The 13294-nt window shown below is 60.3% G+C and carries 13 protein-coding genes; 12 read left to right on the forward strand and 1 reads right to left on the reverse strand.

Going from position 1 to position 13294, the window contains the following annotated elements; genetic code table 11:
• Positions 1–192: 192 nt before the first annotated feature.
• The 8 genes from PVW51_RS10150 (at position 193) to PVW51_RS10185 (ending at position 8521) form a co-directional block, all read left to right on the forward strand.
• Positions 193–1221, forward strand: a complete 1029-nt coding sequence (locus PVW51_RS10150) for a TRAP transporter substrate-binding protein (RefSeq protein ID WP_274574904.1) — start codon at positions 193–195, stop codon at positions 1219–1221.
• 280 nt (positions 1222–1501) lie between these two features.
• On the forward strand, positions 1502–2380 hold the full coding sequence (locus PVW51_RS10155) for a 3-keto-5-aminohexanoate cleavage protein (protein ID WP_274574905.1): 879 nt from the start codon (positions 1502–1504) through the stop codon (positions 2378–2380).
• 9 nt (positions 2381–2389) lie between these two features.
• Positions 2390–3016 (forward strand): glutathione S-transferase family protein, encoded by a 627-nt coding sequence (locus PVW51_RS10160; RefSeq protein ID WP_274574906.1) that lies wholly within the window; start codon positions 2390–2392, stop codon positions 3014–3016.
• Positions 3017–3218: 202 nt separating this feature from the next.
• A complete protein-coding gene (locus tag PVW51_RS10165; RefSeq protein WP_274574907.1) occupies positions 3219–4832 on the forward strand; it encodes a bifunctional 3-(3-hydroxy-phenyl)propionate/3-hydroxycinnamic acid hydroxylase in 1614 nt (537 codons plus the stop codon).
• Between the two features lie 51 nt (positions 4833–4883).
• Positions 4884–5417: a TRAP transporter small permease gene (locus tag PVW51_RS10170; RefSeq protein WP_274574908.1), complete on the forward strand. Its 534-nt coding sequence runs from the start codon at positions 4884–4886 to the stop codon at positions 5415–5417.
• Positions 5418–5444: 27 nt separating this feature from the next.
• The gene (locus PVW51_RS10175; protein WP_274574909.1) at positions 5445–6746 is read left to right on the forward strand and encodes a TRAP transporter large permease; all 1302 of its coding nucleotides are present in this window, start codon (positions 5445–5447) and stop codon (positions 6744–6746) included.
• 90 nt (positions 6747–6836) lie between these two features.
• Positions 6837–7844, forward strand: coding sequence for a TRAP transporter substrate-binding protein (locus PVW51_RS10180; RefSeq protein ID WP_274574910.1), 1008 nt, complete (start codon positions 6837–6839; stop codon positions 7842–7844).
• Between the two features lie 65 nt (positions 7845–7909).
• Positions 7910–8521, forward strand: coding sequence for a nuclear transport factor 2 family protein (locus PVW51_RS10185; RefSeq protein WP_274574911.1), 612 nt, complete (start codon positions 7910–7912; stop codon positions 8519–8521).
• On the opposite strand, the gene PVW51_RS10190 is transcribed toward PVW51_RS10185, so the two are convergent.
• Complete coding sequence (locus PVW51_RS10190) at positions 8518–9315, reverse strand: helix-turn-helix domain-containing protein (RefSeq protein WP_274575013.1); 798 nt, start codon at positions 9313–9315, stop codon at positions 8518–8520. The two genes, PVW51_RS10185 and PVW51_RS10190, sit on opposite strands and share 4 nt — an antisense overlap.
• A 182-nt stretch (positions 9316–9497) precedes the next feature.
• Here PVW51_RS10190 and PVW51_RS10195 point away from each other — a divergent pair, with 182 nt between their 5' ends.
• The 4 genes from PVW51_RS10195 (at position 9498) to PVW51_RS10210 (ending at position 13224) form a co-directional block, all read left to right on the forward strand.
• Positions 9498–10478 carry a VOC family protein gene (locus tag PVW51_RS10195; RefSeq protein WP_274574912.1) on the forward strand — a complete coding sequence of 327 codons (981 nt, stop codon included), beginning with the start codon at positions 9498–9500 and terminating at the stop codon, positions 10476–10478.
• Positions 10479–10673: 195 nt separating this feature from the next.
• Positions 10674–11528, forward strand: a complete 855-nt coding sequence (locus tag PVW51_RS10200; protein ID WP_274574913.1) for a fumarylacetoacetate hydrolase family protein — start codon at positions 10674–10676, stop codon at positions 11526–11528.
• Between the two features lie 82 nt (positions 11529–11610).
• Positions 11611–11931: a 2Fe-2S iron-sulfur cluster-binding protein gene (locus PVW51_RS10205; protein ID WP_274574914.1), complete on the forward strand. Its 321-nt coding sequence runs from the start codon at positions 11611–11613 to the stop codon at positions 11929–11931.
• Positions 11932–12033: 102 nt separating this feature from the next.
• The gene (locus tag PVW51_RS10210; RefSeq protein ID WP_274574916.1) at positions 12034–13224 is read left to right on the forward strand and encodes a cytochrome P450; all 1191 of its coding nucleotides are present in this window, start codon (positions 12034–12036) and stop codon (positions 13222–13224) included.
• The last annotated feature ends 70 nt before the right edge of the window (positions 13225–13294 follow it).

The following is a 13294-nucleotide window of genomic DNA, read 5'->3' on the forward strand; positions in this document are numbered from 1 at the left end:
CGCAAGGTCACCTGCCCGGCAACACCCCATTATCAGCAGGCGAACAGTTTGGCTTTTGACGTTGTTTGGACCCGTGCGGCCCATAGCCTGAAACCTGGAAATGGGGCCGGATCAGATTTGATGTCGGCCTTCCGCAGGGCGGTTCCTTTGATGGGGCCGCGACGGAGTTGTTTCCGGCATAGGGAGGACAATATGCTCAAGAAACTGAAGATGACAAAGACGCTGCTTGGATGCGGCGCGGCCTTTTTGATATCTCTTGCGGGGCAGGGGGCATCGGCGCAGGAAAATCTGCGGTTCACCACCAGCGTACCCGCGCAATCGTTCATCTATGCCGATATTCTGTCGGTCTGGGCCGACCGGGTTGTTGCGGATTCCGAAGGAACGCTGACGATCCAGATGTTCCCGGCCGGAACACTGGGCCGTGACCCTGCAACGCATCTGGACATGGTGCGTGGTGGCACTGCGGATATCGCCTATGTCGTACCAGGCTATACACCTGGTGCGATGAACGAAGCGACACTACTGGAGCTGCCGAACCTGGTGCCGGACGCGCTGCATGGCTCCCTCGCCGCGACGAAGATGGTCGAAGACGGTCTGTGGCAGGGCGAAGGGATGGAGCCGGTAAAGATTCTTGGCATGTTCTCGACCGCGCCGGGCCTGTTGTCCACGACCCGGAAAATCGAAACCCTGGAAGAGGTCAGGGATTTGAAACTGCGCGGTGCGGGTCCGACCTTGCTGGCCAGCATTACGGCGCTTGGTGCGACACCGATTGGCGGGATCACTGCACCGCAGATCGCCGAAGGCCTTTCGCGCGGGCTGATTGACGGTTCGATCAATGAATGGGTCGCACTGACGATTTTCGGCATCGCGGAGGCCGCAAAGTTTCATCTGGATGTAAACCTTGGGTCTTCACCGATCATGGTCATGATCAATCGGGAAAAATATGACAGTCTGCCCGAAGCGGCGCGCGCCGCCATCGACAAGCACTCGGGCCCCGCCTTTGCAAAGCTGTTTGGCGAAGCATTCGATGCGTGGATCGAAAAGTTCCGGACAGCCGCGATGCAGGACGACAGCCGCGTGTTCACGCAACTGTCGGATGCGGAGCAGGCCAAGTGGGACGCGCAGCTTCAGACGGTGACTGATGGCTGGATTGCCGATCATCCGAATGGTCAGGCACTCTACGATGCCTATGTCGCGGCATTGAAAGACGTTCAGAACTGAAACCATTGGTCAGGCAAAAGGGGCGGCGGTCGAAACTGCCGCCCCTTACAGGCGTGCTGCTGGTCGGCCCGGTTGCCAGCGCGAAGATGACCGCCAGAAATGGGCTGTCCAGCAAGCGGAAGTTTCAACGCCAGGGCGCAACAACAGTTGAGCAGGCCGCACGGCGGATAGCGCCTTCGCGCCATCCACCGTCCGTCAGACGAACAGTCTCGGGCTTTTGCTGTCCTAGACCCATTTGTTGCCAGACAATCACGATACCTGTTTTTTCGGAGGCACGCGATTGGCATCTCTCTTCCTGACATCAGCTTTGCTGGGTAACTTTTCATCGCGAGCGCAGAACGCAAATCTGCCCATCACGCCCGCGGAAATTGCACGAGATGCGCTGGCATCCGCAGAGGCGGGGGCCGCCATCGTGCATATTCACGTGCGCGACCCCGAGACTGAACTGCCTTCCATGGAGACGGCTCTTTACCGGGAAGTCGTTGACCGCATTCGTGACAAGAATGACGAATTGATCATTAACCTGACCACCGGCAATGGCGGGCGCTACGATCCGTCGACCGAAAACCCCGCCATCGCCGGGCCCAAGACCAATCTGCTTTTGCCCGATGACAGGGTGCAGCATGTTCTGGCCATCAAACCGGACATCGCCACACTGGACCTGAACACCATGGTTTTCGGCGAGGAGGTGGTGATCAACACCCTGTCGTCGATCCGGCGCATGGGCACACTGATCCAGCAGGCCGGCGTGCGGCCCGAGATCGAGCTGTTCGACAGCGGTGATGTGGCGATCCTGAACACGCTGATGGCCGAGCAGTTTTTCGAGAAACCGCCGCTGTGTTCCATCGTGATGGGGGTCAAGTTCGGCTTCGTGCCGCTGCCGGAAACGCTTTTGTACGCGCGCGGTCTTTTGCCGGGCAATGCGATCTGGACGGGGTTCGGCACCGGCGCGATGGCCTTTCCCATGGTGGCGCAGTCGGCCCTGATGGGTGGAAACATACGTATCGGTATGGAAGATGCCGTCTGGCTGGAGAAAGGTGTGAAGGCACCATCCAACCGCGCGATGGTAGAGAAAGCAGCAAGGATCGTGCGCGAACTGGGCTTTGAACTGGAAACACCAAAACAGGTCCGGGCGCGCCTGGGTCTATTGGGTCTATAGGGACTGTTTATGCTGACATTCTATCATTCACCGCAAAGCTGTTCCAACGGTATCCTGCTCTTGCTGCACGAGGTCGGCGCCGCATTCGAGACAAGGATCATCGACCTGCGTGCCGGCGATCAGCGGCGTGCGGAATATCTGGCCCAGAACACCAAGGGCAAGGTTCCAGCCCTTGGGCTTCCGGACGGATCGGTTCTGACGGAATTTCCTGCAATCGCCATGTGGCTTGCCGACAGCTTTCCCGAAGCGGGCCTGGCCCCTGAGAGCGCGATCAAACGCGCGAGGATCTCGGAGATGCTGGATTACATCGTCGGATCTGTCCACATGCGCGGTTTCACCTTTGACAAGATGCCGCAGAAATTTCTTTCCGATCCGGCAGGGCAGGCGACGCTAAGGGCGCATGGCCGTGCGGAAGTTGCCAAGGGTCTTGGGTTTCTGTCCAACGCGCTTGGACATTCGGCCTTTCTGCTTGGTGACTTCAGCGCAGCGGACGCTGCCCTTTTCTACGTGCTCGACTGGGCGGAACAGGACGGTGGATATGACCTGCCTGCCAATCTTGAAAGGTGTCTGGCCCGGATCAGGGCACGCCCCGCCTGTCTTGCGGCGGCACCTATTTTGAGACGCCCGCAAGGTTGAAATGCCGATGAACATGATCAAGACCGCTCAGCCGTCTCAGGGCGGCTTTTTGCGTGGCAGGGCAAAGCTGGCGCGCAAATCCTGCGCGGACCCGGGGCTGTCCGCCCTGTGAACAGCCTGGGGCAAGTCATGGACGCCGCACGTACCCGCACGTCACAACAAGACAGATTGTGAAGCAAGTAAGACACCGAAAGGCCCGCCGATGCCCGCCTACCCCAAAGATATTCCGGTCGTCATCGTTGGCGCGGGCCCGACGGGCCTGACAGCGGCCAACCTGCTTTCCGTCTATGGGGTCGACTGTGTTGTTCTCGAAAAAACCGCAGGCCCGATGAACCTGCCGCGCGCCATCGTCATTGATGATGAGGGCGCGCGCACCATGCAGGTTTTCGGCCTGGACAAGACCTATCTCAAGGACACGATGGAAGGCGACGGCTCGCGGTACTATGACGACCTGGGCAATTGCTTTGCCGAGACAGGCAAAGGGCCGCGCAATCTCGGTTTTGCCAAGCGACAGTTCTTTTTCCAGCCCGAGCTTGAAGCGGCACTGCGCGATGTAACGGCGCAAACGGCCCCTGGCACATTGCATTTCGGCGCCGAGGTGACAGATGTGCACACCGCCGCTGACCACGCGGTAGTGACCCTGCGCGACGCCAAGGGGAACAGCCATCAGATCCGCACCCAATGGGTGCTGGCCTGTGACGGCGGGCGCAGCCCGATCCGCGAGCGATTGGGCATCGCGATGTCAGGCAACACCTATGAGGAAGACTGGATCGTCGTGGATACGGTGAACGATCCCGACACCACTTTGTACTCAAAGTTCTTTTGCAGCGGTTCGCGCCCGACGGTCAGTGTCCCTGCACCCCATGGCGGGCGGCGCTACGAATTCATGCTGCAACCCGGAGAGACCCGAGAGCAAGTGTTGCAGGACGGGTTCCTTGAAGGGCTGATGGCCCCCTACCGGCCTTTCAGGACCGAAGATATTCTGCGCAAGACCGTTTACACTTTCCATGCCCGCATGGCCGAGCAGTTCCAAGCGGGGCGCATTCTGCTGATGGGGGATGCGGCGCATCTGACACCGCCCTTTGCCGGTCAGGGCATGAACGCAGGCCTGCGTGACGCGCACAATGTGGCCTGGAAACTGGCCGCGATCCTGCGCGGCGGTGCCAGCGCAAAGATTCTGCAAAGCTACGAGGCCGAGCGGCGCAAGCCCGCCTGGGACATGATTCAGCTGGCCGTGGCGATGGGCAGCATCGTGATGCCGGCCGGGCGCGACCAGATCATGTTCCGCGACCTGATGATGCAGGCGCTTGAGCCCTTTCCGGCTGTGAAAGACTGGCTGGTGCACATGCGGTTTAAACCCAAGCCACGGTATCTTGAAGGTTTGTTTCTGGATCTGGATACCCCCCTGTTCGAGGGTTCGCTGGTGGGCGAGATGATCCCCCAGCCCGAGGTGCGGCAAGGCAATAAGATTCAGTTGCTGGACGATGTCACCGGGCCCGGCTTTTGCCTGATCGCGCAATGCGCGGCTGGCACAAGGGCGCTGGCGGCGCTGAAGCAGGACAGGCTGCTGGGACTGCCGTTGACCACGATCACACTGGACACATTGGGCGGCGGAGATCCGGCGGCCCTGTGCCCTGTCGATCCTCAGGCGGTCCGCCCGTTTCTGACCCACCGCGACCAGATCATGCTGGTCCGGCCCGACCGGTATTGCGCCGCGGCATTCTTTCCCGAGGCGCTCAAGGGTGCGCTGGAACGATACACCGCGCAGCTGACACGCACAGATACGACAGTGCAGGCCGCCGACATGACGGCCTGAAGAACAGCGGCCATGTGCCGACACAGACATTGCGAGGGAGGAGGAGACCCAATGCAGATCATCTGGAAAAGGTCAAAGGCGCTGGCCCGCGTGCTGGCCCTGGTCGGTTTCACCGGCCTGCTGGTGCTGGCGTTGATGACAACCTCGGATGTGCTGATGCGCTGGTTGTTCAAGGCCCCGCTTCAGGGCGTGAACGATGTCAGTTCGGTTGTCATGGCGGTGGTCATCTCGGCCTGTATCCCCGCCAACCTGGCGATGAAGCAGAACATCCGTGTCGAAGTTTTCGGCGCGGTGGCGGGGCAGCGCACGAAGGCTTTGCTCGAAGTGTTTTCAAGTGCCCTGACCTTTGTTCTGATCGCCCTGATGGCCTGGCAATTCCTCGATTATGTCGGCTCGCTCAAGATCAACGGCGACCGCACATGGGTGCTGGGCTGGCAGGTCTGGCCATGGTGGGCCGTCGCGACGGTGATGCTTTGGCTGGCGGCCTTCGTGCAGGCGATGGTGCTGATCATCGACCTTGCATCCCTGTTTGACGGCACCAACAGCGGCGCGGCTTTGCGTGACGACCTTTCTTCCCAGCTCTGACCGGACAAAGACCTTAAGGAAACGAATATGGATCCTCTTGTTATTGCCGTGATTGGCTGCGCCGCGATGATGGGGCTGATACTGCTCCATGTGCCGATTGGCATCTCCATGGCACTTGTCGGCGTTGTGGGCTTTGCCCAGGTCGCGGGCTGGGGGCCTGCGATTTCGCTGCTGGCCAGCGAACCGGCGTCGGCCATGGGATCGCTGGATCTGGCGGTGATCCCGCTGTTCATGCTGATGGGCAGCCTTGCGGCGGCAGGCGGGCTGGCCTCTGATGTCTATGACATGGCCAATGCGCTGTTCGGCCACCGCCGGGGCGGGTTGGCAACAACAACCGTGGTGGCCAGCGCAGGCTTTGGCGCGATCTGCGGGTCGGGGGTGGCGACAACAGCCACCTTCGGGCGGGTTGCCATGCCCGAGATGCTGACACGCGGTTATGATCCGTCGCTCGCCTCGGGGGCCGTCGCTGCGGGGGGCACGCTGGGTATTATCGTGCCGCCCTCTGCGATGATGATCCTCTATTCGGTGCTGACCGAGCAATCGGTGCTGCAATTGTTCACCGCCGCGATCATCCCGGCGCTGCTGGCGGTTCTGTTTTATGCCATTGCCGTTCAGGTGACCGTGATGCGCAGGCCCGAAAGCGCACCGCGATCGGACAAGCTGCCGTTCAAGGATCGCCTGGCTGCGATTGGGCGCGCCTGGGGTGTGATCCTGTTGGCAGTTGTTGTGCTGGGCGGCATCTATTCCGGCATCTTTACCGTGAACGAAGCCGCGGCCATCGGTGTTGTCATCGCTTTCCTCTTTGCGCTGCTGCGCCGCAGGCTGGACCGTGCCACGTTCCTGCGTGTGATGGCCGAGGCCAGCGGGTCCACCGCGATGATCTACATCATGGTCTTCGGGGCAACGATCTTTTCCTATTTCATCTCGGTCACCGGGGGCGCGTCGTTTCTTGTCGGGGTAATCTCGGAGGCGCCGGTCCAGCCTTTGATGGTGATCTTCGGCATATTGCTGCTCTACATTTTCCTCGGTGCGTTCTTTGACGAGGTCGCGGCGATGGTCATCACGCTGCCATTCGTTATCCCGGTGATCCAGGGGCTGGGCTACGATCTGGTCTGGTGGGGCATCATCAACGTGGTGGTGATCGGTATCGGCATGATCACCCCGCCCATCGGTATCAACGTAATGCTGCTGAACGTGATGTACCGCGATGTCAGAATAACCACGATCTACCGCGGCATCGTGCCGTTTCTTGTCGCTGATCTGCTGCGCCTGACCATTCTGGTGCTGTTTCCCGCGCTCACGCTTTGGCTGCCCGGCATCATGGGGTAATCATCCTGTCCGCCAAGCGGACAGCTTTGGCTGGACAGTCGAGCAAATGATCCTTCAGCGCCACAGTGAGTTCATAAAAGGGAGGATACCATGAAACTAAGAGATTTCCTGATCGCGACTGTTACAACCTTCGCATTCGGCACCACCGCCACCGCCGAGATCCTGCGGTTTTCCAGCTTTGAGCCGCCGGTCGCGCATGTCACCAAGAACATCCTGACGCCATGGGCGGAAAAGGTGAATGCCGCTTCGGAAGGCACGCTGGATATCCAGATGTTTCCAGGCGGCACATTGGGGCGCAACCCCGCGCAGCAGCTCAAGCTGGTGGAAGACGGCGTGGCAGACATCGCCTGGGTGATCCCCGGCTATACGCCCGGACGCTTTGACCAGGGCACCATCGGCGAGCTGCCGTTTCTGGTGCCAAATGGCACTGTCGGTTCTGAAGCGATGTGGTCGGTGTACGAACAGGGGCTGCTTACCGGCGACTATGAAAAGTTCAAGCTGATCGGGGTCATGACCTCCTTTCCCAATGCCGTGGCCAGCACGGTTGAAGTGCGCACGCCTGCCGACATGAAGGGCCTGAACTTTCGCGCGCCCGGGCCGACCATGCTGGGCGCAATCAACGCACTGGGCGCGGTGCCCGTGGGCGGGATCACCGGACCGGGGCTGGCAGAGGCGATCAGCCGTGGCCTGATCGCGGGGACATTCACCCAATACGGCGCGATCGAGACGTTCCGCGTGGGTGAGACGGTAAGCTATTATCTGGACATGCCCCTGGGGGCGACGCCAATGCTGATCGTGATGAACCAGGCCAAGTTCGACAGCCTTCCGGACAAGGCCAAGGCCGCCATCGACCAGTATTCGGGCAAGGTGTTCTCGGAAGAATTTGGCAAATCCTTCGACCAATACGTCGGCGAAGCCCGCGAACGGGTCCTGGCCGCAAACGACATCACGGAGATCGAACCGGATGAAGCCCTGACGCAGCAATGGAAAGACGCGCTGTCCGTTTCCACAACCGAATGGATTGCCGGCCATGAGAATGGTCAGGCCCTCTATGACGCGTTCGTTGCTGCCATCGACAAGGCCTCTGCCGCGAATTGATACCCTGTTCCGGCGCCGACAATGCCGTTGGCGCCGGATTGTTCTCTTAAACATGGCGTCGTGCAATGGATGAGACAAAGGACATCACCGAGATTGCCCAGCTGATCCAGAAGTGGGGTCTCTGCCGCGATCAGGGGCGCTGGGACGATCTGAAAGCAACCTTCACCCCGGGCGGCACGATCTTTGTCACATGGTTTCGGGGCTGGTTCGCGGATTTTGTCGAAGCCTCGCAAAAAATGCATCTGCCTGCCGCGCCACGGGTCAAACACCTGATCGCGCTGCCCGTCGTTCAGGTCCAGGGGAACCGGGCGGTGGCTGAAACCAATGTCCAGATCCTCGGGCGGTTCGCCGTTGCGCAGACCCAAGTGGACTATACCAGCCATGCGCGGTTTTTGGATCGGCTGGTGCGCACGGCCGATGGATGGCGCATTCACGCACGCGTCGCGATCTATGAGAAAGACCGGTTTGATCCGGTGGTCCCCGGTGCCGCATTCAACGATTTCATGAAGCGTACCGATTTTTCCAAAGTACCCGAACCCTATCGCTATCTGGGTTACCGTCTGCTGTCAGCGGGCCGGCCGTTGCAGGACGGCATCATCTGCGACGGCACACCCGAAGCGGCGGCGTTGATCCGGAATGCGCAGCACTGGGTATTGAAAGGCGGCTGTGCGGATTAGTCCGGCACTTCAAGCTGTTCAAGCGCATCTGTGATCCCCCTGGCGGTCGCCAGAAGCTTGTCGCGGTACTGATCCAGCGCCTTTTCAAAACTCAGCGCGCTGCTGGTCCAGATCACGGTCAGACAGGCCAGAACCCGCGGTCCGCTATAGATCGGGGCGGAGATGCTTTGGGTGCTCAGCCTGTAGCCTTCCTTGCGATAACCCACACCCAATGTACGGCACCTGTCCAGCACATGCATCAATGGCCCGTCTTGCAACATCACCGGATTTTGCAGGCCCAGCTTGGCCCGAAGACCCGCCAGGGTTTGCGCGCGTTCCTCTTCGCGCGAAAAGGCCAGATAGGCCCGTCCGCCCGCGGTATCCAGCACCGGCAATTGCACCCCGACCATGCCGTGATCAATGGAATAGGGGCTGATGTTATGGGTCGACTCCCGGATTTCCATCTGGTGATCGTTAAAGGTCACCAGATCGAGCGGCCAGAGGATCTCCCGCCCCAGCCGCACCATCTCGGGCACGGCGGCTTGCGTGACCCAATCCTCATGGCGGAACCCCGAACTCAGCGATTTTGCCTGCAGGGTCGGGCGCCATTTCTCTGACGAATGATCGCGGCTGACAAAACCCAGGCCCTCCAGGGTTTCCAGCAGCCTGTACACCGTGGGGCGCGGAATGGATGTGGCGGCTGCAACCTCTGCCGCTTTCAGGCCGTTGCGCCGGTTCAATGTCTGAAGGATGAGCAATCCCCGCTCAAGCGACCGGACAGATCCAAAATTTGAAATGTGCTTTCTCCCGATGATCCCGCCACGCCTTGGATGATCATTGCACCGGCACCGGCCATGTCAATAAACGGCGGCCTCTGGCAGACAACGCCATCCGATCTGTCCGCCCAGCGGACAAACACGGGGCCACCGGTGCAGATGCCCGTGGTTGGTTTACCATGACCCGAAGCACATGATTATGCCCGAAAGGAACCCGTCCCTTGACCCTCAGCGCGCTTGGATACATCGGCATCCGATCTTCGAAGACCGAGGACTGGAGCAGTTTTGCCACCAAACTTCTGGGCATGCAGCAGGTGGATCGCGGCGGCAATGCGCGTGCCTTTCGCATGGACGATCGCAAGCAACGGCTTCTGGTCACCGATGACGGGCAAGAAGGCCTTGATTTCATGGGCTGGGAAGTGGACCACCCCGAGGATCTGGACCGTCTGGCCAGCCGGCTTGAAAACGCGGGTGTTGCGGTTCGGGTGGAAACTGCGGCTTTGGCTGATCAGCGACTGGTCAGCCAGCTGATCTCCTTCAACGATCCCGATGGCAATCACATCGAGGTGTTCTGGAAACCGCAGATTGCCAGCGATCCCTTTGTCCCTGCGCGGCCCATTTCAGGGTTCAAGACGGGCACGCTGGGCATGGGTCATGCGGTATTGCATGTCGAGGATGCCACCGCCCTTTTGCCATTCTACCGCGACCTTCTGGGGTTCAGCGTGACCGACTACGGGCTGACGCCCTTTCCACTGTATTTCTTCCACATCAACGGGCGGCACCACAGCTTTGCCATGGTGGGATCGGGGCGGAAGGGGCTGCATCATTTCATGGTCGAACTGCAATCGCTGGACGATGTGGGGCAGGGCTATGACCTTGCGCAACAGGAAGAGGGGCGCCTGGCCTATACGCTGGGGCGGCATTCCAACGATCACATGATGAGCTTTTACGCCACCACACCCTCCGGCTTTTTTGTCGAATACGGCTGGGGCGCTCGTGTGATCGAGCTCGGGACATGGCAGGCCCATGAAACCACCGACGGGCCGAGCTATTGGGGTCACGAACGGGTCCATCTGCCCGAAGGTGACCCGGCCCGCGAACGCATGCGCGACATGCGGCTGGACGCGGCCCGTCGCGGGATGCGCGCGGCGGACCCCGTGCCCAACTGTGCCTGGCTGGAATCGGTCGCCCGGCCGGAATGAGTGCGCATTCTGCCCGCTGACCAAGCCCGGGCCGGGCGCATGTCGGGACATGGACACGCCCCCTCACATCGGCAAGATCATTTTGGCTGTTTCAGATCAGCGATGTCCGCAGAGCGGACATGACCCAAAGTGCTGCGGCCCAAGTCTGCCGCCCGGGTTAAAACCCGACCAACATCCAATCAACGGAGCGAACAGATGCGAATTTCCTCTTATGTCACCGCGGACGGAACCGCATCATATGGCATTGTACAGGACGGCAAGCTGCACGACGCAGGCAAGGCGCTGCGCGGCACCTTCCCCGACCTGCGGGCAGTGATGACGGCCGGTGCGCTGGATCAACTTGAGGCCGCCGCCAAAACCGGCGAAGTGCTGGACATGGCCTCGGTCACGCTGCTGTCTCCCCTGCCGAACCCGGACAAGATCATCTGCATCGGGTTGAACTACATGACCCACATCAAGGAAACCGGGCGCGACAAACCGGCCAAGCCGTCGATCTTTACGCGCTACCCGTCTTCGGTTGTCGGCCACGAGGTGCCGATGATCCGCCCGCAGGCATCGGATTGGTTCGATTTTGAAGGCGAGCTTGCGGTGATCATCGGCAAGGCGGGGCGCAACATTTCCGAAGCGGAGGCAATGGACCATGTGGGCGGCTACAGCTGTTTCAACGACGGTTCGATCCGCGATTACCAGCGCCACACAACGCAGTTCTGGGCGGGCAAGAACTTTGTCGACAGCGGCGCGATGGGGCCTTGGATCGTGACCTCGGACGAGATGAAGGATCCTGCGGCGCAGACCATGGAAACACGTCTGAATGGCGAAGTTATGCAATCGACGCCGATTTCGGATCTGGCGTTCAATATCCCCGAACTGATCGCCTATCTGTCCATCGTGACCGAACTGCTGCCGGGCGATGTGATCGCCACGGGCACACCCAGCGGTGTTGGCCTGTTCCGCGAGCCCAAGCTGTTCATGAAAGACGGCGACCGGATCGAAGTCGAGATTTCCGGCATCGGGACCCTGTCCAACCCCATCCGCGACGAGAGCCGCTGATCCAGGCGACACCAGACATGACGCGCCAGCGCCGCGGGCCTTGATTCCGGCGTCGCAGGCGCGCGCGAAGCAAAGGAAAACCATGCCAAAACTGCACTTCACCCTGCCAAGCGGCGACAAGAAAACCGTTGAGGCACCGAGTGGCATTTCGGTCATGCAGGCCGCCCGGGACGCCGGTATCGAAGACATCCTGGCCGACTGCGGCGGCGCCATGGCCTGTGCCACCTGTCACGTGTTTGTGGACCCGGAGACCTTCCGCACGCTGGACGCCCATTCTGATGCCGAGGATGACATGCTGGATTTCGCAGCGACTGAACGCAGCGAGACCAGCCGGCTGAGCTGCCAGATCACGGTGACGCCCGAAATGGACGGCGCGCATTTCACGGTGCCTGTCGAGATCTGAAAGAATGCGCGCCTGCGCGTCCGCGTGACGGACAACCCCGGCATGCCAGAGGATTCACGGACAAGCGTTGTTATAGGCTTCAGTATGGAGGAGGAAAACCGAATGACAGAAATGATCCAGGCGACCCGTCCGAGCGTCGACACCGACCTCTATGCCGATGATGTCATCCGCGATCCTTACCCGGTTTACCAAAAGATCCGCGACACGGCACCGGCCGTCTGGCTTCCGGAAAACGATCTCTGGGCGATTGGCCGGTTTGACGATGCTGTCGCCGCCTTGGCTGCCAACGAGATTCTGATCTCAAGCAAAGGCGTGGCGGCCAACCCGCGCCTGAATGCCATCACAACACCCAATATCCTGATGACGGATGCGCCAGAACACCGGCCCTTGCGAAAGGTCATTTCCCAACCCGTGATGCCGACCGGCCTTGCAGAGGTCAAACCACGCATCCAGGAAACCGCGCAGCAGATGATCGACACCCTCGTTCAGCGCAAGGAATTTGACGGCATGACCGATCTGGCACAGATCCTGCCTTTGACGATCGTGTCTGAACTGCTGGGCCTGCCGGAATTCGGCCGCCAGAACATGCTCAAATGGGCTGCGGCGACCTTTGACGCCCTGGGCGGTGACAATGCCCGCGCCGAGGATGCCTTTCCAACCATAATGGAGTTGCGGGCCTTTTGCGCCGATGATGTCAGACGCGATACAGTGCGTCCGGGAAGCTGGGTGGCACGCCTGTTCGAAGCGGTGGACGAAGGTTCGATAGACCCTTCGCTCGTGCCGATGTTCACGCGCGATTATATCGCACCCAGTCTCGATACGACGATCTTTGCAACCGGGCATCTGATGCATCAACTGGGCAATGCGCCGGATCAATGGGAAAAGCTGCGCGCCAATCCCGCGCTGATCCCGAACGCCATCAACGAGGCCGTGCGGCTGGAAAGTCCGATCCGTGGTTTTACCCGTTATGCCAAAGAAGACTACGACGTCGACGGGGTAACTATTCCGAAGGGCGAACGCGTGCTGATCCTCTATGCCTCTGCCAACCGCGACGAGCGGCGCTGGACGGAGCCCGACAGGTTTGATGTGGAACGCAAGGTGTCTGACCACGTCGGCTTTGGCCACGGCATTCACATGTGTATGGGTGCGCAGCTTGCCCGGTTGGAAATGCGGTCGATCCTGCAGGTCATGGTCGAAAAGGTTGCGCGCATCGAAGTAGGCGAACCCGAGTTCGAACTGAACAATGTCCTGCGCGGGTTCCGAAGTCTGCCGATGAAATTCGTCCCGCTTTAGCTGGGAAAGACGGTTGCTTCAGCAATCGTCTTGATTTGCCCGAGCGCTATTACAGGCAACCGTTGAACTG

The sequence above is a fragment of the Sulfitobacter sp. PR48 genome, from assembly GCF_028807335.1.
In the GTDB taxonomy this organism is placed as follows: domain Bacteria; phylum Pseudomonadota; class Alphaproteobacteria; order Rhodobacterales; family Rhodobacteraceae; genus Sulfitobacter.